Raw genomic sequence first — 21,128 nt, forward strand, 5'->3', positions numbered from 1 at the left:
GGCGTTGTCAGCCTTGCTTGCCCAGCATCCGCCACAGGAACGAAAAGCTCAGCGCTGACTTGAACGCCGCCTGCGCGTTGTCGGCCGCGCCGCCGTGCCCGCCCTCGATGTTCTCGTAGTACCAGACCCGATGCCCGGCGTCCTGCAGTGCCGCTGTCATCTTGCGGGCATGCCCCGGATGCACCCGGTCGTCTCGGGTGGAGGTGGTGATCAGCACCGGCGGGTAGTCGGCATCGGCTGAAATGTTCTGGTACGGCGAGTACTTACTGATGAAGTCCCATTCGTCGGGGTCGTCCGGGTCGCCGTACTCGGCCACCCAGGACGCCCCGGCGAGCAGCAGATGGTAGCGGCGCATGTCCAGCAGGGGCACCTGGCACACCAGTGCGCCGAACAGGTGTGGGTAGGCGGTGAGCATGATGCCCATCAGCAGCCCGCCATTGGAACCGCCCACCGCGCCGAGCTGCTCGACACGGGTGATGCCGCGGTCTACCAGATCGGTTGCCACCGCAGCGAAATCCTCGGCCACCAGGTGCCGTCCGGCGCGCATCGCCTGGGTGTGCCAGCCCGGCCCGTACTCGCCGCCGCCCCGGATGTTGGCCAGCACGTAGGTTCCGCCCCGCTCCAGCCACAGCCGGCCCAGCACGCCGTCATAACCCGGTGTGCGCGCCACCTCGAATCCGCCGTAGCCGCCCAGCAGTGTGGCGCCGGTGGCGTTTGCCGGGCGCACCACGAAGTACGGGATCGCGGTGCCGTCTTTGGAGGTGGCGAAGTACTGGTTGACGTCGAGTCCGTCGGCATCAAAAAACGCCGGAGCGGACTTGATCTCGGTCAGTGTCCCGTCCACGGGGCCGTGCAAAAGTCGCGACGGGCGATCGAATCCGCTTGAGTCCAAGAAGATCTCGTCGCCGGTGTCGTCGGCGGCCGCGATCACGGTGTTGGTGTTGGCAGGTACCTCAGCGATGGGTTGCCGCTGCCAATCGCCGGGCCTGACCACCTCCACCCGGCTGGCCACGTCGTGCAGGGTGACCAGGATCAGTCGATCGCGGGTCCACGCGTAGTGGTGCAGTGCGGTGTGGGCGTCCGGTTCGAAGATGACGCTGCACTGCGCTGTGCCGGCAAGGAATTCGTCGTAGTCCGCGGCCAACAGCGAGCCGGCCCGATATGTCGCGGTGCCGGTGACCCAGTCGGTGCGCAGATCGATCAGGAGCCACTGCCGGTGTACCGACACCGAGGCGTCGGTAGGCGCGTCGATGCGGATCAGCTCGCCCTCGCGCAGTTCGTAGACTTCGTCGTTGAAGAAGTCGATCGCCCGCGACACCATGGTTCGTTCGAATCCCGGGGTGCGATCGCGGCCTGCGGCGACCACCACATCGGTGGCCGACCCGGTGAACACCGTCTCCGCCTGCGCCAGATCCTGGCCGCGGCGCCATCGCTTCACCATCCGGGGGTATCCGGACTCGGTCAGCGAGTCGGCGCCGAAATCGGTGCCCACCAAGACGGTGTCGTCATCCTCCCAGCCGATCCGGGTCTTGGCCTCGGGCAGCTCGAAGCCGTGGCCGTCGGGTCCGACGAATTCCCGTGTAGCCATGTCGAATTCACGCACCACCACGGCGTCGGATCCGCCGCGGGACAGCGATATCAGGGCCCGGGTGTGGTGGGGTTCGATCACATTGGCGCCGCCCCAGACCCAGTTCTCGTCGTCGGTGCGGGCCAGCTCATCGAGATCGATGACCACGTCCCATTCCGGGTTGTCGGTGCGGTAGCTGTCCAAGGTGGTGCGTCGCCACAAGCCGCGCGGGTTGGTGGCATCACGCCAGAAGTTGTAGAGGTATTCGCCACGACGTCGCACGTAGGGGATACGGGCGTCGGTGTCGAGAACCTCGCGCGCGGTGGCGCGCATCGCTTCGAAGTCGTCGCCGGCGAACTCATCGACGGTCGGATCGTTGTGGGCGCGCACCCAGTCCAGTGCCTGCTCGCCGGTAACGTCCTCCAGCCACAGGTACGGGTCGTCAAAGTCGCGGGCAGGATGCGCAGGCATGGAAGTCATTGTGACCACGACGGTAGTGTGAGGTGAGTAACACCCACGGCTAAGGAGCAGCATCGATGACCGTTTTCGCACGTCCGGGTTGCGCAGGCGCGCTGATGAGCTACGAGTCCCGCTACGGGAACTTCATCGGGGGGCAGTGGGTGGCACCGGTCGGCGGTGAGTACTTCGAGAACACCACACCGGTCACCGGTCAGCCGTTCTGCGAGATCCCCCGCTCCACGGCGGCCGACATCGACCTGGCGCTCGACGCCGCGCACGCCGCCGCCCCGGCGTGGGGCAAGGCGTCCCCGGCGCAGCGGGCGGATGTCCTCACCAAGATCGCCGACCGGATCGACCAACACCGCGAGCAGCTGGCGGTCGCCGAGGTGTGGGACAACGGCAAGCCGGTCCGCGAGACGCTGACCGCCGACATCCCGCTGGCCGCGGATCACTTCCGCTACTTCGCCGCGGCGATCCGCACCCAGGAGGGTGCGCTGAGCCAACTCGACAACGACACCGTCGCTTACCACTTCCACGAGCCGCTGGGCGTCGTCGGACAGATCATCCCGTGGAACTTCCCGCTGTTGATGGCCGCTTGGAAGCTGGCGCCGGCCCTGGCTGCCGGCAACGCGGTGGTGCTCAAGCCTGCCGAGCAGACCCCCGCCTCGATCCTGTTCCTGATGAGCCTGATCGGCGACCTGCTGCCGGCGGGAGTCGTCAACGTGGTCAACGGATTCGGTGTCGAGGCGGGCAAGCCGCTGGCGACCAGCAACCGGATCGCCAAGATCGGCTTCACCGGCGAGACCACCACCGGCCGGCTGATCATGCAGTACGCCAGCCAGAACATCATCCCGGTCACCCTGGAGCTGGGCGGCAAGAGTCCCAACATCTTCTTCTCCGACGTACTGGCGGCCAACGACGACTTCCAGGACAAGGCTTTGGAGGGATTCGCGGGCTTCGCCCTCAACCAGGGCGAGGTGTGCACCTGCCCGTCGCGGTCGCTGGTCCAGGCGCCTATCTACGACGAGTTCCTGGAGCTGGCCGCGATCCGCACCAAGGCGATCCGCCAGGGCGACCCGCTCGACATCACCACGATGATCGGGGCGCAGGCCTCCAATGACCAGCTGGAGAAGATCCTGTCCTACATCGCGATCGGCAAGGAGGAGGGCGCCACCACCGTCACCGGCGGCGAACGCGCCGAGCTGGGCGGTGAGCTGTCCGGCGGCTACTACGTGCAGCCGACGATCTTCGCCGGCCACAACAAGATGCGCGTCTTCCAAGAGGAGATTTTCGGCCCGGTGGTGTCGGTGACGTCGTTCACCGACTACGACGACGCCATCGCCATCGCCAACGACACCATCTACGGGCTGGCCGCCGGGGTGTGGAGCCGCGACGGCAACACCGCCTACCGGGCCGGCCGCGACATCCAGGCCGGGCGGGTGTGGGTCAACTGCTACCACGCCTATCCCGCGCACGCGGCGTTCGGCGGCTACAAGCAGTCCGGCATCGGCCGGGAGAACCACAAGATGGTCCTCGACCACTACCAGCAGACCAAGAACCTGCTGGTGTCCTACTCCCAGTCGGCGCAGGGGCTTTTTTGATGGGCCCGTACTGATGGAGGCACCGGCCTGATGGGCGCACCGGACCGGGTGCTGATCACCGACGCGGCCGCCGAACTGGTGGCGCGGCTGGTGGCGCGCCACGGTCCGGTGATGTTCCACCAGTCCGGCGGCTGCTGCGACGGGTCGGCACCGATGTGCTACCCCGACGGTGACTTCATCATCGGTGACCACGACGTGCTGCTGGGCGTCCTGGACCTGGAAAACGGGGGAGTCGGCATCGAAGTGCCGGTCTGGATCTCCGGTCCACAGTTCGCTGCCTGGAAGCACACCCAGCTGATCATCGACGCCGTCCCGGGCCGCGGGGCCGGGTTCAGCCTGGAGGCACCCGAGGGCATCCGGTTCCTGACGCGCAGCCGGGCCTTCACCGACGACGAGAACACGCTGTTGGAAACAATCCCGGTGATCACCGGGTCGTTACCGCGCTGACCGGCGCGATCGCCGTAAAATCTGGTGGTGTGATTCCGCTGCCACGCCCCTGGTTGTTGAGCAGCGCCATGCTGGTCGGGGTAGCGGTCGGCGTCTTGGCTGGGATCGGCTTGAGCCTGGTCATCACCGCTCCGCTGCGCCCGGACGTCGCGATCACGCTGGTGCTCGGCGCGCCCAGCATCGCGGGCCTGGTGCTGGTGTTCGTCTCCTCGCGCCGGTGGGTAACCGCCCTGGGTGCGTTTCTGCTCGCGATGGCGGTCGGGTGGTTCGGCGCACTGGCCGCGATTCAGGCGGTGTCGGGTGCCTGAGACCACCGACACCGGTTCGCTGCCCATGACCGAGCCGCATATGGCGCCGATCTTCGACACCGGGCCGCACCCGGTCCCGCTGCCCGGGCCGGCCGAGACGCTGGACGAACCCAACGCCGGTGACGAGCCGATTCCGTGGCCCGACCCGGACAGCCCCGCGCCGGCATCCGCGCTGCCGCCGGCAAAACCACCCAAACCGGTGGTCCTCACCGGCCAATACCAATTTCTGAAGTGGTGGCAGCTGGCCCTGATGCTGTTAGCGGTGTGGATTCCGGCTGCCGGGATCGGCCTGGGACTGTTCTCCTGGTGGTACGGCCTGGCCGACAAGACGCCGGCCGTCTTCGTGACGCTGATCTTTGCCGTGGTGTGTGTGGTCGCCGGGCTGATTGTGGCGATGGTGGGGGAGAAACCGCTGGTGTCTGCGGTGGCAATCGCGTTGATGTCGGCGGTGTTCGCCGCCGCGGTCGCCGCGGCGCCGCTCTACGGGCATTACTACTGCCAGCATGTGAGTCGCTGCGTCGCCGGAATCATCCCGTACTGAGCCACCGCGACGCTGGCCCGTTAGGGTGGGGCACGTGACCCACTTTGACGTCGTCGTTCTCGGAGCTGGTCCCGGCGGATATGTAGCGGCCATTCGCGCCGCCCAGCTGGGCTTGAACACCGCCATCATCGAGCCGAAGTACTGGGGCGGGGTCTGCCTCAACGTCGGCTGCATTCCCTCGAAGGCGCTGCTGCGCAATGCCGAGCTGGCGCATATCTTCTCGCGGGAGGCCGCCACGTTCGGGATCAGCGGCACCGCCACCTTCGACTACGGTGCCGCGTTCGACCGCAGCCGCAAGGTCGCGGAGGGCCGGGTGGCCGGCGTGCACTTCCTGATGAAGAAGAACAAGATCACCGAGATCCACGGCTACGGCACGTTCACCGATCCGAACACGCTGTCGGTGGCGCTCAATGACGGTGGTACCGAGACGGTTACGTTCGCCAACGCGATCATTGCCACCGGGTCGAGCACCCGCCTGGTGCCCGGTACCTCGCTGTCGGACAACGTGGTCACCTACGAGCAACTGATCCTGAGCCGGGAGCTGCCCAGCTCGATCATCATCGCCGGCGCCGGGGCGATCGGCATGGAGTTCTCCTACGTGCTGGCCAACTACGGCGTGGACGTCACCGTGGTGGAATTCCTGCCGCGCGCGCTGCCCAACGAGGACGCCGATGTGTCCAAGGAGATCGAGAAGCAGTTCAAGAAGCTGGGCGTCAAGATCCGCACCGGAACCAAGGTCGAGTCCATCACCGATGACGGATCCACGGTGTCGGTGGTGGTCAGCAAGGACGGTCAGACCGAAACGCTGCAAGCCGACAAGGTGTTGCAGGCCATCGGATTTGCCCCCAACGTCGACGGCTATGGGCTGGAGGCGGCGGGTGTCGCGCTGACCGAGCGCCGCGCCATCGGTGTCGGCGAGTACCTGCAGACCTCGGTGCCGCACATCTATGCCATCGGCGACGTCACCGGACTGCTGCAGTTGGCGCACGTCGCCGAGGCGCAGGGCGTGGTGGCCGCCGAGACCATCGGCGGCGCCGAAACCATGTCGCTGGGTGACTACCGGATGATGCCGCGGGCCACCTTCTGCCAGCCGCAGGTGGCCAGCTTCGGGCTCACCGAGGAGCAGGCCAAGGCCGAGGGCTACGACGTCAAGGTGGTGAAGTTCCCGTTCACCGCCAACGGCAAGGCGCACGGCGTCGGCGACCCGAGCGGGTTCGTGAAGTTGATCGCCGACGCCCGCTACGGCGAGCTGATCGGCGGGCACCTGGTGGGCCACGATGTGTCGGAGTTGCTGCCGGAGCTGACCCTGGCGCAGAAGTGGGATCTGACGGCGGGCGAGCTGGCCCGAAATGTGCACACCCACCCGACCATGTCCGAGGCGCTGCAGGAATGCTTCCACGGCCTGACCGGCCACATGATCAACTTCTGACGGCGGCACGGCGGGCCCGGGGCTGGTTGGCCAGGGGCGTTACCCGTAGCTGACGAAGGACACGACGTTGCCGTCGGGGTCGCAGACATGAAAGTCTGTGCCGCCCCAGGGTTTTTGAGTCGGGTCCTGGGTGATAGTCGCACCGCGTCCGGTGAATTCCTCAGACAGCGACTGCACGTCTGGCACTTCGATCGTGGCCAGAATCAAAGAAGTTTCAGAAGCGGCCAGCTGGGCGAAGTTTGGCTGAGCGACGAAGCGAAGATGCAGGCAGACATCGTCGCGCGACACCGCTCCGTAGAAGGGTGGTGATCCATGGAGGAAGTCGATCTCAAAGCCGAGCTTGGCCTGAAAGTACTCGGCACTGTTTGTGACGTCTCGAACGAACAAGATCGGGACGACGGACTGCAGGTGAGTCTTCTTCTCCATGAACCCTCTCGATTCTGTCCGCTGACGGTGACGGTCTAGGGTTCCGCGGCTATTGCATCAGCGCGAACACAACCAGCCCGGTGACCATTCCGGCCACATTCGCACAGGCGTTGACCGCGTCGTTGCCCATCCACCGCCAGCCGGTGGAAGGCTGCGTCGGCGCGCCGCAGTGCAGGTCGTCTTCCACCGTGGCGCCGCACGTCGCGCAGACGAAGCGGGCCTGCACGGTGGCGCCGATCAGGGTGTCGACCAGGGAGCCGACGACGCCGGCCGCCAGACCCACCGGCACCATGGCGAGCCCGCCGAACAGGGCGCCGAACGCGCCGACGGCCAGCGCCCCCAGCACCGTCGCGCCCGAACCCAGCGGGGATATCGCTCCCGAAGTGCCCTTGGGCACCCGGGCCCAGGTACGCAGCGACAGCGGCTCACGGGAGGAGAACCGGCCGATCTCCGAGGCCCAGGAATCGGCGATGCCGGCCGCGATCCCGCCGATCGACACGGCGTACCACAGCGGGCTTCCGGTGAACGCATAGCCGATCACCGGAACCAGCACCGGCAGGCCGGCATTCACCGCGACCTGGCTCATGGTGCGCATGCCCCCGGTCCGGACCGGGCGGCGATACGCGGTGAGCAGGCTGGTCAGCGAGAAGAACAACGCGGCAGGGATGATCCACGCCCACCCGCCGAGGCCGACGGCCACTCCCGCGATCAGGCCGCCACTGAGTGCCCCAGGTAGATCCAGCCAGCGCATCCGCAGCATGAACGGCACGATGGCGCAGCCGAATACCACCGCGGCCAGCCACCGCAGCGCGTCGTCGGTCGACAGCTCCCGCGCCACGTGCAGCAGCAGCGCCACCCACGGCGTGATCAGCAGGTTGTCCGCCGCGGGCAGCACCAGAAGTTCCACAGCGGCGGTGGTCATCGCGACGAACAGCGAAACCGACACCGCCATAAACGTATTCAGTTCAAGACCGACCCGGCAGAACACCCACGAGACGGCGAACGCGATGGCCACGAAGGCCACCGAGCCCTCCAGTGAGCGCACCCCGCCACCGGCTTCGACCCGGTGCCTGCCGTAGCGGTCCCCGATCAGCGCCGCACCGGCGTCGGCCAGCCCCAGCACCACCACGCCGGCTGCGATGGCAACCCGATCCGGCCAGAACGCTAGTACCGCGATCAACGCCCCGGCGGCGAAGCCCACCAGTCCGTAGTCGCGCGACCGGGTGCCGTCGAAGACACCGGGCACCGGGATCAGTCCGCGCTCCACGATGACCGTCAAGGCCACCGTCGCCGCCGCCAGCACGCCGGCCACCACCACGCCGTGCGATAACTGGAAGGCCGCCAGGGCGGCGAACAACCCGCACAGCGCGTGTGGGATCTTGCGGGTGACCAACGGGCTGGCCCCCCGTCGTGCCAGTGCGCGCCCGACCACGATCAGGACCGCTGCGATCAGCAGCACCCCGCCCCCGGCGACGGCCAGGTCGTGGCTCACGGTCGCTGTCACGCAGGACTACTCATCGAAGTCCAGCGGCACCCGTAGTGCGCTCAAGGTGGCGGCCAGTGCGTCGTATTGGCTGGTCAACATGACGAATTCGATCAGCCGGGGACGATCTAGATGTTCGGCCAGCTGCGCCCAGGTGGCATCCGAGAGCGTGCGGGTCTGAACCAGTTCGTCGACGCCGGTCAGCAAGACCCGCTGCCGGTCGGTGAGCCCGTCGGCGTCGGGGCCTTCGAAGATCAGTGTCTGGGTGGCGTCGTCGATACCGACCGCCCGGGCCATCCGGCGATGGTGTTGCAGTTCGTACTGGCTGTCGCGCAGGTGCCCCACCCGCAGGATTACCAACTCGGTGTCGCGGTTGGAGAGCTTGCCGCCGCGCATGAGCACCCCACCGAACGGCAGCCAGGACCACATCAGCCGCCGGTGCTGGCCGAGGGTGGTGAACAGGTGCGCCCGGGGCACGTGCTGGCGCAGGGCGACGACTTTGCAGACCAGCCAGTTCGTGACGCCGAGGTCGCGCAGGCCGGGAGAATCGGGGATACGAACAGTCACCGCTGTTGCTTTACCAGATACGGCGAGACGGTGCTGCGATGTTCGTTGAGATCCAGGTCACGGCCCAACGCGGGGAAGGCTCGCTGCGGGCAGTTGTCGTGGTCGCAGACTCGGCAGCCCACCCCGATCGGGGTGGCCGGGACGTCGTGGCCGGACGCCAGATCCAGGCCTTCGGAGTAGACCAGCCGGTGGGCGTGGCGCAGTTCGCAACCGAGCCCGATCGCGAAGGTCTTGTCCGGCTGGCCCCAGCGGGAGGCGCGGCGTTCGACGGTGCGCGCCACCCACATGTACTTGCGGCCGTCGGGCATCTCGGCGATCTGCACCAGGATCTTTCCCGGGTTGCCGAACGACTCGTAGACGTTCCACAGCGGACAGGTACCGCCGCTGGAGGAGAAATGAAAGCCGGTGGCTGACTGTCGTTTCGACATGTTGCCGGCCCGATCGACCCGGACGAAGGAGAACGGCACGCCCCGCATCGAGGGCCGCTGAAGGGTGGACAGCCGGTGAGCGATGGTCTCGTAGCTGACTCGGTAGAACGCCGACAGCCGTTCGATGTCATAGCGGAACGTCTCGGCGCTGTCGTGGAACTGACCGTAGGGCAACACGATCGCCGCCGCGAAGTAGTTGGCCAGCCCGAGCCGGGCCAGCGTGCGGGAATCCTTCGAGGTGAACTTTCCCTCTTCCACCATGGCCGAGATCTGATCGTCGAACTCCAAGTAGGCCAGTTCGGCGGCCATCTTGAACACACGCTGCCCCCAGGACAGGTGGTTGGAGATGTCCAGCGTGCGGGTTTCCGCGTCGTAGCGGTGTAGCACCGTTTCGCCTAGGTCAATGCGCCGGTTGATGTGCACCCCGTGCACCTCGGTGAGCCGATTGGCCAGCTCGACGGCCAATTCGCCCTGGTGCCTGCGCATTCGGGTGGCCAGATCTTCTGCGGCGGTGTCGAGTTCGTGCAGGTAGTTCTGGCGTTGATAGAAGTAGTCCCGGACCTCTTCGTGGGGCATGGTGATCGCGCCGGTGCCGCTGCCGTCGGAGAAGCGCTCCTCGGTGGCCGCGGCGAGTTGGGCCGTGGTGATGCGGTAGCGGCGGTGCAGGTTGACCATCGCGTGGGCCAATTTCGGGTGGGCGCTGACCATTTCGGCGACCTCGGCCAGGTCCACGTCGATGTCGAGGTCGCGGTCCATGGCGACCTCGCGCAGCTCGGCGACCAGCCGGGTGTCGTCCTGGGAGGCGAAGAAGCTGGCGTCCACACCGAAGACCTCGGCGATTCGCAGCAGAACCGCGACGGTCAGCGGACGAACGTCATGCTCGATCTGGTTGAGGTAGCTCGGTGAGATCTCGAGCATCTGGGCCAACGCAGCCTGGCTGAACCCGCGTTCGCTACGTAGCTGGCGCACCCGGGCGCCGACATACGTCTTGGCCACCTCATCGAGCCTACCTGCTGCGAAGGCGGCATTCGCATTGTTGGCATGGCATGATCCGCTCAGGGAAAGACCACGGGAGCAGCGATGCAGCAGATGCAGGAGCCGGTCGGCCTGGCCAAGGTCTTGATGCCGGTGCCGGACCCACATCCCGACGTGTTCGACCGGCAGTGGCCGCTGCGGGTCGCCGATATCGACCGCCTGGGCCGCCTGCGGATGGATGCGGCCGCTCGCCACATCCAGGACATCGGCCAGGACCAGTTGCGCGAGGGCGGCTATCAGGAGACCCACCCGCTGTGGATCGTCCGGCGCACCATGATGGACCTGATCCGTCCGATCGAATTCCAGGACATGCTGCGGATGCGGCGTTGGTGTTCGGGCACCTCCAACCGCTGGTGTGAGATGCGGGTTCGCATCGATGGCCGCAAGGGCGGGCTGGTCGAATCCGAAGCGTTCTGGATCAACATCAACCGCGAGACGCAGGGGCCGGCGCGGATGTCCGAGGACTTCCTGGCCGGGCTCAAGCGCACCACCACCGTTGATCGGCTGCGCTGGAAGGCTTATCTGAAGGCCGGTGGTCGTGAGGATGCGGACGAGATCCACGAATACCCGATCCGGTTCACCGACATCGATCTGTTCGACCACATGAACAACTCGGTGTACTGGAGCGTGGTCGAGGACTACCTGTCGGGTTACCCGGAGCTGCTCGACGCGCCGCTGCGGGTCACGCTGGAACACGACGCTGCGGTCGCACTGGGCGACAAACTAGAGATCGTCTCCCACGTCCACCCGGCTGGATCGACCGATCAGTTCGGGCCTGCACTGGTCGATCGCACTGTTAGAACGCTCACATACCTGGTGGGCGAAGAGGTCAAAGCCCTCGCCGCAATCTTCCCGCTGTAACACGTTCTAGTCAGTACGGGCGTACTGCTAAAACCTGCGCTGACCAGTGTGGATATGTTACCGGCCGGTAGCTTTTGGGTCGATTTCGCGACGGGGTTTCCCTACGGTTCTTCGCAAACTTTGCAAATTGTTCGCGATGCATGGCTGAAGTTGGCAACGGAAACGGCTGGACCTGGGGAGATGTCCTGTGTCAAGGTCGCATTAACACACCAGTGAATCGATCGGGGTGTTAGCAAAGCCGGGAAGCAATTCTCGGGTCCGGCGACCCCGGCCGATCGAGAACGCAAAGGAGCGCATCCTATGTCGACCGTTGGCACGCCGAAGAGCCCCGAGCAGATCCAGCACGACTGGGACCACAACCCGCGTTGGAAGGGTGTCACCCGCACCTACTCCGCCGAGGATGTCGTCGCGCTCCAGGGCCACGTCGTCGAGGAGCACACCCTGGCCCGCCGCGGCGCCGAGGTGCTGTGGGAGCAGCTGCACGACCTGGACTACATCAACGCCCTGGGCGCGCTGACCGGCAACATGGCCGTCCAGCAGGTTCGGGCCGGCCTGAAGGCCATCTACCTGTCCGGGTGGCAGGTCGCCGGTGACGCCAACCTGTCCGGCCACACCTACCCCGACCAGAGCCTCTACCCGGCCAACTCGGTGCCGCAGGTGGTGCGCCGGATCAACAACGCGCTGCTGCGCGCCGACGAGATCGCCAAGGTCGAGGGCGACACCTCGGTGGACAACTGGCTGGCCCCGATCGTGGCCGACGGCGAGGCCGGCTTCGGTGGCGCGCTCAACGTCTACGAGCTGCAGAAGGCGATGATCGCCGCCGGTGTCGCGGGTTCGCACTGGGAGGACCAGCTGGCCTCGGAGAAGAAGTGTGGCCACCTGGGTGGCAAGGTGCTGATCCCCACCCAGCAGCACATCCGCACCCTGACCTCGGCGCGTCTGGCCGCTGACGTCGCCGACGTGCCGACCGTGGTGATCGCCCGGACCGACGCCGAGGCCGCCACCCTGATCACCTCCGATGTCGACGAGCGCGACCGGCCGTTCATCACCGGTGAGCGGACCGCGGAGGGCTTCTACTACACCAAGAACGGTCTGGAGCCGTGCATCGCGCGGGCCAAGGCCTACGCGCCCTACGCCGACCTGATCTGGATGGAGACCGGTACCCCGGACCTGGAGCTGGCCAAGAAGTTCGCCGAGGGCGTCAAGGCTGAGTTCCCGGACCAGATGCTGGCCTACAACTGCTCGCCGTCGTTCAACTGGAAGCAGCACCTGGACGACGCGACCATCGCGAAGTTCCAGAACGAGCTGGGCGCCATGGGCTTCAAGTTCCAGTTCATCACGCTGGCCGGCTTCCACGCCCTGAACTACTCGATGTTCGACCTGGCCCACGGCTACGCCCGCAAGCAGATGAGCGCCTACGTCGAGCTGCAGGAGCGTGAGTTCGCCGCCGAGGAGCGGGGCTACACCGCCACCAAGCACCAGCGCGAGGTCGGTGCCGGCTACTTCGACCGGATCGCCACCACCGTCGACCCGACCTCATCGACCACGGCGCTGGCCGGCTCGACCGAAGAGGGCCAGTTCCACTGAGCCGAGTGGCGCCAGCCACGAGGCGAGGTGGAACCGAAGGCGTGAGCCACTAGGCCACTGACTTGCCGCGAGCGTGCGTAGTTGGACGCCCCGACACGGAGTGTCGACGTACAGACACGCACGCTCGCGCAAGGAAGAGATTTCCCGGGGTGGAAGTCGGATTGCACCGCGGGGGAGTTGACAGCGCAGGCCCCGCCCAGCCAGCCTGGGCGGGGCCTGTTGCTGGGCGTTGACTGAAAGGGAGACCGTGTCGATCCAACGAGTAGGTGTTATCGGAGCCGGGCAGATGGGCGCCGGAATCGCCGAGGTGTCGGCGCGTGCCGGCGTCGAGGTGAAGATCTTCGAGACCACCGACGCACTGGTCACGGCGGGCCGTAACCGGATCGTCAAGTCGCTCGAGCGCGGCGTGAGCGCCGGCAAGATCACCGAGCGCGAGCGCGACGACGCCGTCGGCAACCTGTCCTTCACCACCGACCTCGGCGAGCTGGCGGACCGCCAGCTGGTCATCGAGGCCGTCATCGAAGACGACACGGTCAAGTCGAAGATCTTCGCCGAGCTGGACCGGGTGATCACCGACCCGGACGCCGTGCTCGCGTCGAACACCTCGTCCATCCCGATCATGAAGATCGCCGCTGCCACGCAGAACCCGCAGCGGGTGTTGGGCCTGCACTTCTTCAACCCGGTCCCGGTGCTGCCGCTGGTCGAGCTGGTCAGCACGCTGGTCACCGACCCCGCCGCCGCCGACCGCACCGAGCAGTTCGCCAGCGCGGTGCTGGGCAAGCAGGTAGTGCGCTGCTCGGACCGTTCCGGCTTCGTGGTGAACGCCCTGCTGGTGCCCTACCTGCTGTCGGCGGTTCGCATGCTCGAGTCCGGATTCGCCACCGTCGAGGACATCGACAAGGCGATCGTCGCCGGCCTGTCGCACCCGATGGGCCCGCTGCGGCTGTCCGACCTGGTGGGCCTGGACACGCTGAAGCTGATCGCGGACAAGATGTACGAAGAGTTCAAGGAGCCGCTCTACGCCGCGCCGCCGCTGCTGCTGCGCATGGTCGAGGCCGGCCAGTTGGGCAAGAAGTCCGGTCGGGGCTTCTACACCTACTGATCCGCTAGTGCGTGGGGCTCACGCCGAACGCGAACCAGCACGGTTTGCCCTCCACGGGTGAGTCGAACGGCGACGCGGTGCGGGTCAAGTCGCCCGGCGCCACGGCAGCACGGGCGACGGGTGCGGGTCGGCATTGAACTTCTCCCGTGACCCGCCCACCTCGACGATGCCGTACAACGCGCTCCAAGCGAACATGGTCAGGTAATCGATCAACTCGTCAGCGGTCATCCGCGGGCCTAGCAGCCAGGAGTGGGTGGCCAGCTGCACAGCGCCGACGATCATGTAGGACCACGGCTCGACACCGCTGGTGTCCATCCTGGCCTGGTTCATCCGGATCCGCAGCATCACTGCGAGCATCCGGGCAATGATCCGTTCGGAGTCGGCGATCACCTTGCTCTTGGCCGCGGAGCTGTTGGCCATCACAAACCGGTACGGCTCGGGCTCGGAGGCGACGGTGTCGACATACACCCGGATGATCTCGCGGGTCAGGTCGAAGCCGTCCAGATTCGACGAGAGTGCCTTGGTCATGTTCGGGATCAGCGTGGTCTGCGTGAAGCGCATCATCACCGCGGTGGTGAGGTCGTTCTTGTCAACGAAATACCGGTACAAGACCGTCTTGGACACGCCGATCTCTGCGGCGATCTCATCCATGCTCACGTACTGGCCGCGGCGCCGGATCGCCTCAATCGTGCCGTCGATCAGGTCGTTCCGGCGCTCGACCTTGTGCTGGTGCCAACGCCGCTTACGACCGTCGGTCTTGGCGGCACCGGTACGGAGCTGATTTGCCACCATTGCCGATTCCCATTCGCTAGACGCTATAGATAATACGGGCCCGTACAGCAAACTTTGTGAGCTGGTAACAGTTACCGGCGGTCTCGACAGTGGATGATGGTGTAGTGGTGCATCCAGAGAACCCGTCGAGTTGGCCGGGTGCCGCGCAAACCGTGCAGTCGTTGGCGGAGTCGTTCGCGGGCGCCGATCCGGACGCGGACGCGGTTCGATTGCGCGATCTGCGCCGGATGAAAGTGGTGGCGCTGAGTTTCCTGCTTGGCGCGACGGTGGTCTTCCTGTTGTGCCGATGGGCGCAGGCTGACGGCACCGCTCCGGTCTGGGTGGGCTACGTCGGCGCTGCGGCCGAGGCCGGCATGGTCGGTGCGCTGGCGGACTGGTTCGCGGTCACCGCACTGTTCAAGCACCCGCTGGGCATTCCCATCCCGCATACCGCGATCATCAAGCGCAAGAAGGATCAGCTCGGGGAGGGGCTGGGCACCTTCGTGCGGGAGAACTTCCTGTCGCCTCCGGTGATCGAGACCAAGCTGCGCGACGCGCAGATCGCCGGACGGGTGGGTAAATGGCTGTCGGAGCCGACGCACGCCGAACGGGTGGCCGCCGAGACCGCGACCGTGCTGCGGGTCCTGATCGAGATGCTGCGCGACGACGACGTCCAGGACGTGATCGACCGGATGATCGTGCAACGCATCGCCGAGCCGCACTGGGGTCCGCCGGTCGGCCGGGTGCTGGGTTCGCTGCTGGCGGAGAACCGGCAGGAGGCGCTGATCCAGCTGCTGGCCGACCGGGCCTTCCAGTGGTCGCTCAATGCCGGCGAAGTCATCCAGCGAGTAGTGGAGCGTGACTCGCCGACCTGGTCGCCGCGATTCGTCGACCACCTGGTGGGCGACCGCATCCACCGTGAACTGATGGATTTCACCGACAAGGTGCGCCGTAATCCCGATCACGAACTGCGGCGCAGCGCGACCCGATTCCTGTTCGAATTCGCCGACGATCTGCAGCACGACCAGGCGACCATCGCGAAGGCCGACGCGGTCAAAGAGCAGCTGATGGCCCGCGAGGAAGTCGCCAACGCCGCGGCGACGGCCTGGCGGACGCTCAAGCGACTGGTGCTCGAGGGGGTCGACGACCCATCCAGCGCGCTGCGCACGCGGGTGGCCGCGACCGTGGTCCAGGTTGGAGAATCGTTGCGGGACAAGGCAGAACTGCGTGACAAGGTCGACAACTGGATCGTGCGGGCCGCCCAACATCTGGTGGGCCACTACGGGGTGGAGATCACCGCGATCATCACCGAGACCATCGAGCGCTGGGATGCCGCCGAGGCGAGTCGGCGCATCGAACTGCACGTCGGGCGTGATTTGCAGTTCATCCGGATCAACGGCACGGTGGTCGGCTCGCTGGCCGGCCTGGCGATCTACGCCATAGCTCAACTTATGTTCTGACCTGCGCTAGCAAGTGCTTGCAAAAGTTAGCACTGAGCCGTATCGTGGCACGTGTCAGCAATTGCCAGTCCACGAAAGGGGTCACCGGTGTCGCAGGATGACAAGCTCGCCGCGGTGGTCTCCACGGCAGCGGCGGATATCGGAAGCTTCATCCGGTCCCAGCGCGAAGCCGCGCAGGTGTCCATGCGTCAGCTGGCCGACAAGGCCGGCGTCAGCAACCCGTATCTGAGCCAGATTGAGCGTGGACTGCGTAAGCCTTCCGCTGACGTCCTCAACCAGATCGCCAAGGCCCTCAGGGTTTCCGCCGAGGTGCTCTATGTCCGGGCGGGAATTTTGGAGCCGAGCGAGAAGAGCGAGGTCCGTGACGCCGTCATTGCCGACGCGGCGATCACGGAACGGCAGAAGCAGGTTCTGCTCGACATCTACACCTCCTTCGTCCAGCAGAACGAAGCCGACGGTGAGGAGACGCCACCTGACTGATCCTCTGTCGTTCTCCTGACCGAATTACCTACACACGATTTCAACCCGAAAGGAACCCGACATGGCCGAGAACCCGACCATCGATGAACTGAAGGCCCCGCTGCTCGCCGCGCTCGGCGCCGCCGACCTGGCGTTGGCCACCGTGAACGACCTCGTCGCCAACCTGCGCGATCGCGCCGGCGAAGCCCGCGAGGACGCCAGCACCCGCGTTGAGGAGAGCCGCGCTCGCCTGACCAAGCTGCAGGAGGAACTGCCCGAGCAGCTCGCTGAGCTGCGGGAGCGCTTCACCGCCGAGGAGCTGCGCAAGGCTGCCGAGGGCTACGTGGAGGCTGCCAGCGACCGGTACAACGACCTGGTGGCGCGCGGTGAGGCCGCCCTGGTGCGGCTGCGCAACCAGTCTGGTCTGGACGACGCCTCGGCGCAGGTGGAGGGCTACGTCGACCAGGCCGTCGAGCTGACCCAGGAGGTGCTGGGCAACGTCGCGTCGCAGACTCGTGAGGTCGGCGAGCGCGCCGCCAAGCTGGTCGGCATCGAGCTGCCGAAGAAGGACGAGCCCGCGCCGGCTCCCGCCAAGAAGGCTCCGGCCGCCAAGAAGGCCGCCCCGGCTGCCAAGAAGGCTCCGGCGAAGAAGGCCCCGGCCGCCAAGAAGGCTCCGGCCAAGAAGGTCACCCAGAAGTAGTCGCAGTTCGACGCCCGGGACGGTGCCCGCCTAGGCTTGCAGCGTGATCGCTGCGAACCTGGTGGGTACCGTCCTTGGCGTTTTGCAGATCGCCGTCTTCGCGACGTCGGTGTACGCCTTCGTCCACGCCGCGATGCAGCGAGCCGACGCCTACACCGCCGCCGACAAGCTCACCAAGCCGGTCTGGCTGGTGATCCTCGGGGTGTGCGGGCTGCTGGCTTTGGTGTTGCAGGTGATGGGGATGGCGATCGCGGCCTGCGCGGCCGGGGTCTACCTGGTGGACGTGCGGCCCCGACTCCTTGAGGTCCAAGGCAAGTCCCACTAGCCCCATGCTGCGTGCGTTCGTCCTTGCGGCCTCCGGTGCCACGGCCGCGGTGTTGGGTGCGGCGCCGGCCACCGCCGACACCGGGTTGTTCGGCTACGTCGACCACACCGAGTGGGTCAGCTACGACGGCCGGTCGAGTCTGCGGGTGTACCCGACCCCCGCTGCCCGGGCGGCGGCCCTGCGGCTCGACGCCGACGGTGCGGGCGAACAGGCTTGGCGGGAGGTGCTCGCCAGCGCCCCCGACGCCGATACTCCCGGCATGCGCGACCAATTCCTCTGCCACTGGAGCTACGCCGAGTTCGCCCGACCCGGCAAGACCAGCTGGAACCTTGAGCCGTGGCGCCCCGTCGTCGACGGCGTGACCATGCTCGAATCCGGATGCAATCCTGGTGCCGCCGAGGAGGCCTTCTGATGCCCACCACCCGATGGGGCCGCGACCAGGTGGCCAAACTGGTCGACCACACCCTGCTCAAACCCGAAGCCACCGCCGAGCAGGTGGTTGCCGTCGTCGCCGAAGCCGCCGAACTCGGTGTGGCCGCGGTGTGCGTATCGCCGTCGATGGTGGCCGTTGCGGCTGGGGCCAACCCCTCCGGCGTCCCAATCGCCGCGGTCGCAGGGTTCCCGTCCGGCAAGCATCGGTCGGCGGTCAAAGCCCAGGAGGCCGCACTGGCCGCAGCCGATGGGGCGGCCGAGATCGACATGGTTATCGACGTCGGCGCGGCAGTGGCAGGTGATTTTGCCGCGGTGAGCGCCGACATCGCCGCCGTGCGCGCCGCGGTGCCCCAGGCGGTGCTCAAGGTGATCGTCGAGTCCGCCACTCTGCTGGAGTTCGCGGGCGACGCCGCTCTGGTCGCCGCCTGCCGGGTCGCCGAAGACGCCGGCGCGGATTTCGTGAAGACCTCCACCGGATTTCATCCGTCCGGTGGGGCGAGCGTGCACGCGGTGGCACTGATGGCCGACACCGTCGATGGCCGGTTAGGGGTCAAGGCCAGCGGCGGTATCCGCAGTGCCGACGATGCGTTGGCCATGATCGCGGCCGGGGCGACTCGACTGGGGCTATCCGGCACACGGGCGGTGCTCGACGGACTGGTGTAGCCCGGCTGGGTGACTACCCAAGTCTGCAGACCGCCGATAGCCTTTGCGGCTATGCCCGATGTACGTGGTGCATTCGCCGATGCCGCGCGTGCGCGCGAGCAGGATTTGGTGCAACGCCTGGCGACGGCTGTCGAGGTGGATCGCGTTTTCGGCGAGGCGCTGCGTGGGGCGTGCCGAAAGGCGGTGTGGGGGCGTCGGCGCCTGGATGCCATTGAGGTCGAGATCAGCGACGTCGTTGCCCGCCACGGCGTACGGGGCCCCGACACCCCGGCGGGCGCTCGGCAGTTCCAGGCATTCCTCGCCACCAAGGCCAGAGAGATCCACCTGGTGGTAGACGAGGTCTCCGCCGACAGCACGAGCAGAACGGGGCTGCTGCGGGCGCTGCGGTATCCGACGGGCGACGGTGTGCCGTTGGCTCCTCCGATCGACACCCTCGGCGACGAACGCCGGTGGACCGATAAAGGTCTCTACCCCCATGACCCAACCGCCGCGGACGTGAAACAGGACAGTGTCGGGGACTGCTATCTGGTTGCCACCATGGGTGCCATCGCCAACGCCAACCCGCAATGGATCAAAGACCGCATTCGATTCGACGACCAGACTGGGACTTTCGGTGTCACCCTCTGGGACGGCCATGAGTGGAAGCACATCGATGTCACGCAGGCCGACATCGACACCGACATCAGACACAACGGTGCAAGTTGGCTCGACAACGGCCGGCCGGATGCGGCGCTGTGGCCGGCGGTGTTGGAGTCGGCATACGCGAAACTCAAATATCCGGGACGGGATCTCGCCGATGCCCTCGGCAATGACGTGGGGATCGGGCAGGGCGGCTACGCCAAGGACGCGATGGAGGCGCTGTCCGGCAACCGCGGCACCGTGATCAACCCGGAGAGCGTCTGGTTCACCAATCAGCATATCGACCAAGCGATTTCCGGCGCCCTGGCCGATCATCAGCCGGTGACGATCTCGACGACACCGCAGGGAACACCGTTGACGCAAAGCCATGTGTATGTGGTCGAAGGCATCAGCGGCACCGGCAGCGATGCCGTGGTGACCCTGCGGAATCCGTGGGAAACCAATGCCGGCACGCCGATCGACACCCCCGAGGCGTTGGTCACCGTTCGGCTCGGCGACCTTATCGGGTCCGGGCTGCCCGGCCCGCTCGGCACGCACCCGATGTCGTGCGTCAACATCGGTTCACTCGGATGAAGGCAAACAGGGCGATGGTGATAAGCGCAGCGGTTCTCGTGGGAGTCGTCATAGTCCTTGCCGGATACGGCTTCTGGCAGTACCGAAGCGCTGCGCCGCCCGCGCTGGGGGACATTCGGGCCTACGCCCAGAGCACCGACATCCCCGTCACGTCGGTGCCCGATTACGCCGGTGCCGAGAAGCGGTTGCGGGAGTTCGCCGACGGCATACAGCCCGGCTACCGCGTCGCTGACGAACGGTTTCTCGCTTCCGGGGCACCGCTGGTCTGGGATGCATTGCGGCACTTCATCGGGCCGTGCCTCGCCCCGTCCGGCTATGGGCTGACGGCGGACGGTTTCTCGAGCGACTTCGCCATCGAATACAGCGTGTACGGACACGGCGGCGGGCTTCGGCGTTGGTTCAACAACGACCTGATCCTGGTCGCGGGGTTCAACCGCGGTCCGGACCCGGACGCCCAGCTCTACGGATATTTCCGGCTCGCCCGAAGCTGACGCCTACAGCGAGTCGAAGCACCCGTTCGACGAAGACGACGAAGACGGGATGGTGGCGTCGCGCGTCGAAAACTTGACCACCACACCAGAATCGGTGACTTGCGAGCTGTCGATGTGGATTCCCAGCGGAAGGTCTCCTGTCACCTTCCCGGTCAGGTCATCGAGGTTACGCTGCACGGTGTCGGTGTCCAGATCGTGGCCCAGCGCCTCGAGGTCGACCACCTGCAGCTGCAGCCCGTTGTTCACGATCTGCGGCTTGACGACGGCCTTGTTGAGCAGGCCCTTGAGCTCCACGGTGCCGGCGCCCGGGTCGGTGGTGACCTTTCCGGTGACGATGCTGCCGATCACCGGGACCACTTCCTGAATGGACTGCTTGATGCCGTCCGCGGGCCAGGTGATGGTTCCATCCAAGGACCCGATGGTGCCCTTGGAGTCCGAAGCGCCCTTGTTCAGCCGCACATTGCGGATGTCCAGATCGAGCTGCATGCCCTTGGCCTGCCGGATCTGGTTGCCCGCGGTCTTGACCGAGATGTGGGAGTACTCGCCGTTGAAGTACTGCGCCAGCACCGGGGGCGTGGTCCCGAAGGACACGGTGGCGCTGTCCTGCGCCTCGCATTGGACGGCTTCGGCGACCAGGCTGTTCGCCCGGTGGCGGGCGTAAAGCTCACCGCCGAGCATCCCGACCAGTGCTATTGCGAGCACCGCGGTCAAGGCCAGCATGATCGCCGGCAGGCCGGAAAACCGATGTGTGGGTCCGGGTGCGCTCATTGTGCA

The 21,128-nt window shown here is 66.5% G+C and carries 23 protein-coding genes; 16 read left to right on the forward strand and 7 right to left on the reverse strand.

Going from position 1 to position 21,128, the window contains the following annotated elements; genetic code table 11:
* Positions 1–7: 7 nt before the first annotated feature.
* Positions 8–2,038, reverse strand: a complete 2,031-nt coding sequence (locus ACKY0X_RS02280; RefSeq protein ID WP_409428147.1) for a prolyl oligopeptidase family serine peptidase — start codon at positions 2,036–2,038, stop codon at positions 8–10.
* A 65-nt stretch (positions 2,039–2,103) separates the two neighbouring features.
* Between ACKY0X_RS02280 and ACKY0X_RS02285 the strand changes: the two genes are divergently transcribed.
* The 5 genes from ACKY0X_RS02285 to lpdA are packed head-to-tail and all read left to right on the forward strand — an operon-like array spanning position 2,104 to position 6,352.
* A complete protein-coding gene (locus ACKY0X_RS02285) occupies positions 2,104–3,627 on the forward strand; it encodes an aldehyde dehydrogenase family protein (protein ID WP_409428148.1) in 1,524 nt (507 codons plus the stop codon).
* A 30-nt stretch (positions 3,628–3,657) separates the two neighbouring features.
* Complete coding sequence (locus tag ACKY0X_RS02290) at positions 3,658–4,074, forward strand: DUF779 domain-containing protein (RefSeq protein WP_409428149.1); 417 nt, start codon at positions 3,658–3,660, stop codon at positions 4,072–4,074.
* A 29-nt stretch (positions 4,075–4,103) separates the two neighbouring features.
* Positions 4,104–4,382: a putative holin gene (locus ACKY0X_RS02295; protein WP_065041485.1), complete on the forward strand. Its 279-nt coding sequence runs from the start codon at positions 4,104–4,106 to the stop codon at positions 4,380–4,382.
* Positions 4,375–4,923: a hypothetical protein gene (locus ACKY0X_RS02300; protein ID WP_082981093.1), complete on the forward strand. Its 549-nt coding sequence runs from the start codon at positions 4,375–4,377 to the stop codon at positions 4,921–4,923. Before ACKY0X_RS02295 ends, ACKY0X_RS02300 begins: the two co-directional genes overlap by 8 nt.
* A gap of 34 nt (positions 4,924–4,957) precedes the next feature.
* On the forward strand, positions 4,958–6,352 hold the full coding sequence (lpdA, locus tag ACKY0X_RS02305) for a dihydrolipoyl dehydrogenase (RefSeq protein WP_409428150.1): 1,395 nt from the start codon (positions 4,958–4,960) through the stop codon (positions 6,350–6,352).
* Between the two features lie 39 nt (positions 6,353–6,391).
* On the opposite strand, the gene ACKY0X_RS02310 is transcribed toward lpdA, so the two are convergent.
* From ACKY0X_RS02310 to ramB, 4 genes are read right to left on the reverse strand one after another with little or no spacing between them, the layout of a single operon-like run.
* Complete coding sequence (locus tag ACKY0X_RS02310; RefSeq protein ID WP_409428151.1) at positions 6,392–6,778, reverse strand: glyoxalase superfamily protein; 387 nt, start codon at positions 6,776–6,778, stop codon at positions 6,392–6,394.
* A gap of 49 nt (positions 6,779–6,827) precedes the next feature.
* On the reverse strand, positions 6,828–8,282 hold the full coding sequence (locus tag ACKY0X_RS02315) for a DUF92 domain-containing protein (RefSeq protein ID WP_409428152.1): 1,455 nt from the start codon (positions 8,280–8,282) through the stop codon (positions 6,828–6,830).
* Positions 8,283–8,288: 6 nt separating this feature from the next.
* Positions 8,289–8,828, reverse strand: a complete 540-nt coding sequence (locus ACKY0X_RS02320) for a carboxymuconolactone decarboxylase family protein (RefSeq protein WP_409428153.1) — start codon at positions 8,826–8,828, stop codon at positions 8,289–8,291.
* The gene (gene ramB, locus ACKY0X_RS02325; RefSeq protein ID WP_046283132.1) at positions 8,825–10,252 is read right to left on the reverse strand and encodes an acetate metabolism transcriptional regulator RamB; all 1,428 of its coding nucleotides are present in this window, start codon (positions 10,250–10,252) and stop codon (positions 8,825–8,827) included. Before ramB ends, ACKY0X_RS02320 begins: the two co-directional genes overlap by 4 nt.
* A gap of 93 nt (positions 10,253–10,345) precedes the next feature.
* On the opposite strand from ramB, the gene ACKY0X_RS02330 reads away from it, so the two are divergent.
* The 3 genes from ACKY0X_RS02330 (at position 10,346) to ACKY0X_RS02340 (ending at position 13,841) form a co-directional block, all read left to right on the forward strand.
* Positions 10,346–11,152 (forward strand): acyl-ACP thioesterase domain-containing protein, encoded by an 807-nt coding sequence (locus ACKY0X_RS02330; protein ID WP_409429473.1) that lies wholly within the window; start codon positions 10,346–10,348, stop codon positions 11,150–11,152.
* A gap of 300 nt (positions 11,153–11,452) precedes the next feature.
* Complete coding sequence (aceA, locus tag ACKY0X_RS02335; RefSeq protein ID WP_409428154.1) at positions 11,453–12,739, forward strand: isocitrate lyase; 1,287 nt, start codon at positions 11,453–11,455, stop codon at positions 12,737–12,739.
* A 247-nt stretch (positions 12,740–12,986) separates the two neighbouring features.
* Entirely contained in the window at positions 12,987–13,841 is an 855-nt protein-coding gene (locus ACKY0X_RS02340) for a 3-hydroxybutyryl-CoA dehydrogenase (protein WP_409428155.1), read from the forward strand.
* 84 nt (positions 13,842–13,925) lie between these two features.
* Here ACKY0X_RS02340 and ACKY0X_RS02345 read toward each other — a convergent pair whose 3' ends face one another.
* On the reverse strand, positions 13,926–14,633 hold the full coding sequence (locus ACKY0X_RS02345; protein WP_409428156.1) for a TetR/AcrR family transcriptional regulator: 708 nt from the start codon (positions 14,631–14,633) through the stop codon (positions 13,926–13,928).
* A gap of 104 nt (positions 14,634–14,737) precedes the next feature.
* On the opposite strand from ACKY0X_RS02345, the gene ACKY0X_RS02350 reads away from it, so the two are divergent.
* The 8 genes from ACKY0X_RS02350 to ACKY0X_RS02385 all read left to right on the forward strand — a co-directional run bounded on the left by ACKY0X_RS02350 (position 14,738) and on the right by ACKY0X_RS02385 (position 20,354).
* Positions 14,738–16,072, forward strand: a complete 1,335-nt coding sequence (locus tag ACKY0X_RS02350; RefSeq protein ID WP_409428157.1) for a DUF445 domain-containing protein — start codon at positions 14,738–14,740, stop codon at positions 16,070–16,072.
* Between the two features lie 87 nt (positions 16,073–16,159).
* Complete coding sequence (locus ACKY0X_RS02355; RefSeq protein WP_046283138.1) at positions 16,160–16,552, forward strand: helix-turn-helix domain-containing protein; 393 nt, start codon at positions 16,160–16,162, stop codon at positions 16,550–16,552.
* A gap of 61 nt (positions 16,553–16,613) precedes the next feature.
* Complete coding sequence (locus tag ACKY0X_RS02360) at positions 16,614–17,231, forward strand: hypothetical protein (RefSeq protein ID WP_046283139.1); 618 nt, start codon at positions 16,614–16,616, stop codon at positions 17,229–17,231.
* A gap of 43 nt (positions 17,232–17,274) precedes the next feature.
* The gene (locus tag ACKY0X_RS02365; protein WP_046283140.1) at positions 17,275–17,556 is read left to right on the forward strand and encodes a DUF2516 family protein; all 282 of its coding nucleotides are present in this window, start codon (positions 17,275–17,277) and stop codon (positions 17,554–17,556) included.
* A gap of 4 nt (positions 17,557–17,560) precedes the next feature.
* Positions 17,561–17,968, forward strand: a complete 408-nt coding sequence (locus tag ACKY0X_RS02370; RefSeq protein WP_409428158.1) for a DUF2599 domain-containing protein — start codon at positions 17,561–17,563, stop codon at positions 17,966–17,968.
* Complete coding sequence (gene deoC / locus ACKY0X_RS02375; RefSeq protein WP_409428159.1) at positions 17,968–18,651, forward strand: deoxyribose-phosphate aldolase; 684 nt, start codon at positions 17,968–17,970, stop codon at positions 18,649–18,651. Before ACKY0X_RS02370 ends, deoC begins: the two co-directional genes overlap by 1 nt.
* A 51-nt stretch (positions 18,652–18,702) precedes the next feature.
* On the forward strand, positions 18,703–19,863 hold the full coding sequence (locus ACKY0X_RS02380) for a DUF4226 domain-containing protein (RefSeq protein ID WP_409428160.1): 1,161 nt from the start codon (positions 18,703–18,705) through the stop codon (positions 19,861–19,863).
* Between the two features lie 14 nt (positions 19,864–19,877).
* Complete coding sequence (locus tag ACKY0X_RS02385; protein ID WP_409428161.1) at positions 19,878–20,354, forward strand: hypothetical protein; 477 nt, start codon at positions 19,878–19,880, stop codon at positions 20,352–20,354.
* Positions 20,355–20,357: 3 nt separating this feature from the next.
* Here ACKY0X_RS02385 and ACKY0X_RS02390 read toward each other — a convergent pair whose 3' ends face one another.
* Entirely contained in the window at positions 20,358–21,122 is a 765-nt protein-coding gene (locus ACKY0X_RS02390) for a DUF2993 domain-containing protein (protein WP_409428162.1), read from the reverse strand.
* Positions 21,123–21,128 lie beyond the last annotated feature (6 nt).

Origin of the sequence: Mycobacterium sp. SMC-11, from assembly GCF_046250095.1 — a bacterium.
Taxonomy (GTDB): Bacteria; Actinomycetota; Actinomycetes; order Mycobacteriales; family Mycobacteriaceae; genus Mycobacterium; species Mycobacterium heraklionense_A.

Bases quoted from the DNA above. Each gene is read 5' to 3' on its own strand.
- ACKY0X_RS02390 (WP_409428162.1), bottom strand. From the start codon at position 21,122: ATGAGCGCACCCGGACCCACACATCGGTTTTCCGGCCTGCCGGCGATC.
- ACKY0X_RS02285 (WP_409428148.1), top strand. From the start codon at position 2,104: ATGACCGTTTTCGCACGTCCGGGTTGCGCAGGCGCGCTGATGAGCTAC.
- ACKY0X_RS02345 (WP_409428156.1), bottom strand. From the start codon at position 14,633: ATGGTGGCAAATCAGCTCCGTACCGGTGCCGCCAAGACCGACGGTCGT.
- deoC (WP_409428159.1), top strand. From the start codon at position 17,968: ATGCCCACCACCCGATGGGGCCGCGACCAGGTGGCCAAACTGGTCGAC.
- ACKY0X_RS02370 (WP_409428158.1), top strand. From the start codon at position 17,561: ATGCTGCGTGCGTTCGTCCTTGCGGCCTCCGGTGCCACGGCCGCGGTG.
- aceA (WP_409428154.1), top strand. From the start codon at position 11,453: ATGTCGACCGTTGGCACGCCGAAGAGCCCCGAGCAGATCCAGCACGAC.
- ACKY0X_RS02280 (WP_409428147.1), bottom strand. From the start codon at position 2,038: ATGCCTGCGCATCCTGCCCGCGACTTTGACGACCCGTACCTGTGGCTG.
- ACKY0X_RS02360 (WP_046283139.1), top strand. From the start codon at position 16,614: ATGGCCGAGAACCCGACCATCGATGAACTGAAGGCCCCGCTGCTCGCC.
- ACKY0X_RS02380 (WP_409428160.1), top strand. From the start codon at position 18,703: ATGCCCGATGTACGTGGTGCATTCGCCGATGCCGCGCGTGCGCGCGAG.
- ACKY0X_RS02310 (WP_409428151.1), bottom strand. From the start codon at position 6,778: ATGGAGAAGAAGACTCACCTGCAGTCCGTCGTCCCGATCTTGTTCGTT.
- ACKY0X_RS02290 (WP_409428149.1), top strand. From the start codon at position 3,658: ATGGGCGCACCGGACCGGGTGCTGATCACCGACGCGGCCGCCGAACTG.
- ACKY0X_RS02330 (WP_409429473.1), top strand. From the start codon at position 10,346: ATGCAGGAGCCGGTCGGCCTGGCCAAGGTCTTGATGCCGGTGCCGGAC.
- ACKY0X_RS02385 (WP_409428161.1), top strand. From the start codon at position 19,878: ATGGTGATAAGCGCAGCGGTTCTCGTGGGAGTCGTCATAGTCCTTGCC.